The sequence below is a fragment of the Wolbachia endosymbiont of Cylisticus convexus genome (assembly GCF_003344345.1).
This window is the reverse complement of the sequence record NZ_QPIP01000142.1, coordinates 1-4681: the sequence shown is the minus strand read 5'-3', so window position 1 is coordinate 4681 and position 4681 is coordinate 1. Positions and strand designations below refer to the sequence as shown.

General features: G+C 38.4%; 4 protein-coding genes. 3 read left to right on the top strand and 1 reads right to left on the bottom strand.

The annotated features are described in order from the left end of the window. Window positions 1–605: 605 nt before the first annotated feature. Genes Wcon_RS09250 through Wcon_RS09240 form a run of 3 tightly spaced genes read left to right on the top strand, consistent with a single transcriptional unit; the run spans window position 606 to window position 3189 of the window. Window positions 606–1496, top strand: a complete 891-nt coding sequence (locus Wcon_RS09250) for a reverse transcriptase domain-containing protein (protein ID WP_114517629.1) — start codon at window positions 606–608, stop codon at window positions 1494–1496. After that, window positions 1469–2089 (top strand): group II intron maturase-specific domain-containing protein, encoded by a 621-nt coding sequence (locus tag Wcon_RS09245; RefSeq protein WP_114517628.1) that lies wholly within the window; start codon window positions 1469–1471, stop codon window positions 2087–2089. Before Wcon_RS09250 ends, Wcon_RS09245 begins: the two co-directional genes overlap by 28 nt. Next, window positions 2086–3189: an Rpn family recombination-promoting nuclease/putative transposase gene (locus tag Wcon_RS09240; RefSeq protein WP_237350136.1), complete on the top strand. Its 1104-nt coding sequence runs from the start codon at window positions 2086–2088 to the stop codon at window positions 3187–3189. The genes Wcon_RS09245 and Wcon_RS09240 overlap by 4 nt, the downstream gene beginning before the upstream one ends. A 148-nt stretch (window positions 3190–3337) precedes the next feature. Here Wcon_RS09240 and Wcon_RS09235 read toward each other — a convergent pair whose 3' ends face one another. After that, window positions 3338–4441: an ankyrin repeat domain-containing protein gene (locus Wcon_RS09235; RefSeq protein ID WP_114517714.1), complete on the bottom strand. Its 1104-nt coding sequence runs from the start codon at window positions 4439–4441 to the stop codon at window positions 3338–3340. Window positions 4442–4681 lie beyond the last annotated feature (240 nt).

Sequence of the window (4681 nt, the reverse complement as noted above, 5' to 3'; positions counted from 1 at the left end):
GTGTGACGTGAAAGTCGTCTATTAAACTGTTTAGCACTGACTAAACCGAGTGTTTTGCCACTCGTACCCTACTAAACTGTATAAGTACAGTAATGTCTTATGCAAAGCGTTTAGGACAATGAACCCGCCCGAAAAGGAGAAGTTCGGTCTGTGAAGAAGGAACGATGCTATAAGTGTCAAGTTGGCACGGGGGCTAGGGTGAACGGTATGGATAACAGAAGTGAATGATCGTAAGCATCGTTAAATCGAACAAGCCAAAGACACTGACAGGCTTGGACCAAAAGGTATGTGGTAGGTTATCAGCGTGAACGCATCTGATACGCAAACATAAACACCACCGGTGTATAGATCAATCCTAACCCGCTCGTTGTTTGATAGGTGGAACACGGAAACCCCATATATCTCTGGGTAATTTCTTTACTCAGTAAGGTTGATCATGAGAAAGACTGATGGATATGTGGGATTGGGAGTGTGGAAAAAGTGAATGCTCATCTGTAATGGATGAGATACAGGTTTAAACGTTATCTGGCTCGAAAGAGAACTGACGTCCACTACGGTCATCTTGAACAAGATTGTTTGTAAAACCTTTTAAGTGAGGAAAGCAGATGGTTACAGGTAAAATTGTAAGTGCACCTTTCGGTACAGCAGAACACTGGAATCAAATTAACTGGTTTCAGTGTAAAAAAAATACCAGAAGGCTACAAGCTCGTATTGTTCAGGCAACAAAAGCTAGGAGATGGAATAAAGTGAAAACTTTACAACGCCTCCTCACACGTAGTTTTAGTGCTAAAGCGTTGGCAGTAAAACGCGTAACTTCAAATAAAGGAAAATGTACAGCTGGTGTTGACAACCAGTTGTGGCAGAGCCCTTCAGCAAAATCTCAAGGAATTGCAAACCTGAGGCAACGAGGATATCGCTCTCAACCTTTGAGACGAGTCTATATCCCCAAACCTACAGGCAGCAAGCGACCTCTTAGTATTCCCACTATGAAAGATCGAGCGATGCAGGCCTTATATCTTATGGGACTTGATCCTGTTGCAGAAACAATAGGAGATAGACACTCATACGGATTTAGGAAACATCGCTCAGCTGCTGATGCGATAAGCCAGATCCACAAAACTTTGGCGGGACGCGACAGATCGCAATGGATCCTAGAGGCGGATATTAAGAAGTGTTTTGATGAAATAGACCATTGCTGGTTAGAAAGCTCAATTCCAATAGAAAAGAATATTCTCAGCAAATGGTTAAAATCTGGGTTCATAGAAAAACAAATGTTCCGCTTCACAATAGCAGGGACTCCACAAGGAGGAATTATCTCCCCTGTACTTGCTAACTTGACCCTTGATGGTTTCGAAAATGTTATCAGTAAACATTTCGGGAAGAAGGGAACAAGAAAACGCAAGAAATATGGTGTGCACGTGATTCGCTACGCGGATGACTTCATAGTAACACTGGAAAATCAAAAGAAATTCTTGAGACTAAAGTTAAAAGGCTAGTAGAGGATTTCCTCAGCGACAGAGGGTTAACTCTATCCACAGGAAAAACCAAGATCACACACGTAGAACAGGGATTTGATTTTCTAGGTCAGACAGTACGTAAGTACGAAAGGAAGATAATCATCAAACCTTCAGCAGAAAGTACAAACCGACTTCTGAAGCGCATCCGGTGCTTGATTCGTAAGAACTGCGCAGCAACCCAAGAAAAAGTAATAGAACTGCTCACACCTCAAATTCGAGGGTGGGTCTATTACCACAGGGGAATATGCGCAAGAAAAGCTTATGAGAAAGTGGATTCTGAGATTTTTAAAGCCTTATGGCAATGGTCAAAACGCAGACACCCTAATAAAGGCTTACGCTGGATTAAGGAGAAATACTTTAAAACAAAAGAAGCCAGAAGATGGTGCTTTGCAGCGCTGACTAAGAATAAAGGTACAGTTGAGTGGAAGGAACTCTTTCAAGCAACAAGCGTACCAATTCGTCGCCACAAGAAAATTCAAGCTGAGGCAAATCCCTACGATAAAGAATGGTATGCCTACTTTGAAAAACGTAGATCAAATAATCCTTCTCTTTATGAGGATGATAAGATATGATTAATGTTAATCCTAGTAAGGAATTTGAAATGCCAGAATATTTGAAGGAAGCTGTTGCCGGTTCTCGAGAAAAGGACTTAAGATGGCTCGAGCCGTATGAAGGGAAACTTTCAAGTACGGTTCCTAGAGGAGAGTTTAGTGGAAAATATCTCAGTCCACTAAACTCTTACTCGTTCAAAAGAATATTTGGCACTGAAAAGAATAAAGATATCCTCATTCATTTCTTGAACGATATTTTAGGCTTTACTGGCTTAGCCGCTATTCACGATGTTGAATTCTTAGCTACCATTCTAGACCCTGAAATTGCCGCTAAAAAGCAGAGTATTGTCGATGTTCTTTGTAAAGACTCTCAAGGTTCCAGATACATCATAGAGATGCAGTTCACTAAGACCAAAGGCTTCGAAAAGCGTGCTCAGTATTATGCTGCTAAAGCCTACTCAAGTCAAGCTGATCAAGGTGATGAGTATCATAATCTCAAGGAAATTATCTTTATTGCTGTTGCTGATTGCATTATTTTTCCAGATAAGGCTGAGTACAAATCAAATCATGTCATCTTGGATAAAAATAGCTTTGAACATGACTTGAAGGATTTTTACTTCGTATTTATAGAGCTACCAAAGTTTAACAAAACAAAAGAAGATCAATTAGAAAATATAGTAGAAAAATGGTGTTATTTTTTTCGATATGCAGGAGAAACAAGGGAAGAGGATCTAGATAAGATAGTTGGTAGTGACGTAATAATAAAACGAGCTTATGAAGAGATGAATAAGTTTAACTGGTCAGAAGAAGAATTACTAGCATATGAGCAAAGGAAAAAACGTATAATGGATGAGATTGCTGCTTTTGCTGAAAAATTTGATGAGGGGCTTAGATTAGGTCAAGAAAAAGGTAGACTAGAAGGCATCCAAATCGGCCATCAAAAAGGTAGAGCAGAGGGTCGAAAGGAAAGGGACGTTGAAGTTGCAAAAAACTCACTCAAGGCCGGTGTCTCTATTGATGTTATCGCTGAAATCACTGGCCTTTCTGCAGACAAAATTAAACAACTTCAGGAAGAAATGGCATTTTGTAACTGTTTGTCCACTGTTGTATTATTTAAATAGCTTCTAGGTTTATTATTAGCAATGTCGTTAGGCATTTGCACTTGGCCACTATTAACTATCTGCTGCTCATCAAACATCTTTTCGATGTTGCCTTTTAAAACATTGTAAACTTCCTTCTATCTGGCACATTATACCACATTTCTTGCAGCTAAATCTGCCTACTGAAGTTATTTCCAGACTCGGTTATTCCTACATCAGAAAGACGAGTTGTTACTTTTGGTAGAATATTTGTACAAAAGCACTTTTTGCACTCTTCTAAAACATCATCTAACCCAACATTACCACTAAATTTAATTCCTCTTTCCAAGCTTGTTATTATTTTTGGATACGCTTCTTCAAGCTCAGTATGTATTCTATCTTTTTCTTTTGAGTCTAAATTTCTTATTTTGCCTTCTACAAATGAATCAAATTTCTTAAGCGCAAATCTAACTGCAATATTGATATCTGGTATAACCTCTACTCCTTTACTTGTTAAATTCTGATAGTGCCTACTCCTAGTATTATCTAAAGCTTCAGCAACACAACTAGCAAAAGCAATATTCTCACTACTCAAAAAACTACTAGGGCTGCTTGCTGAGTGGATAATAGATTGCTGAGCAGAAGGTAAAACAGGGACATTGCGGAACAAGCTACTGAGTGCAGCAGTAGTTGAAGCTCCCATCCAACTAAACACATTATCAATAAAGGAAGAAGGTTTGACTACATTGCCTGTCACGTCTGCAGTATCGTCAGCTTCTAACGCTTTAAGATTTCTAGTGGGCAATACTGCTTTATAATCAAACTCAACATCACCTTTCAACATGGATAATATTTTTTGTATTATATGGTCTTCACACATAAGTTCTGGATTATCTCCAACAACATCAGATGCCGTTTCACCATTTACATCTCTTACATTAGGGTCAGCATTATTGTCGATGAGAAGTTTTACCATCCCTACTCGACAATGGAAAGACGCTAAGTGCAAAGGTGTCTTACCCATTGTGTCTTGCAAATTGACATCAGCAAGATGAGAAAGTAGAAATTGTCCTGCTTCTTCTCTACCATATTCAGCGGCAACGTGCAAAGCAGTTCTCAAATCTTCACTATTAGCAGCATTAACACTAGCACCACTGGTAATCAAAAGATTCAATATCTTCAAACTATTCTCTTTAACAGCAAAACTTATAGGTTTTATACCATATTTTTCACCATTAAAAACCTTGCTTACACCTATATAATCTGCAGTTATAATACATTCTTCAGCTTTCAAAAGATTATGCTCTTCTATAGCAGCAAATAACTAGTCTGTAAAAACTTCAGTCTGTTTGCTCATAAAACACCTCATAAAGAATAACATTTTTGGTTTTATATCATATAATTTAGTATGCACAAGTAAAATTTACAGAAAAACCTAAAAAACTTCTAATAGTGATAATTTGAGAGTATTATTACCCTTTTAACGCTAATCAACTATGTGACCTTACCCAGAAAAAGTGGAGAGAAAGTTGGG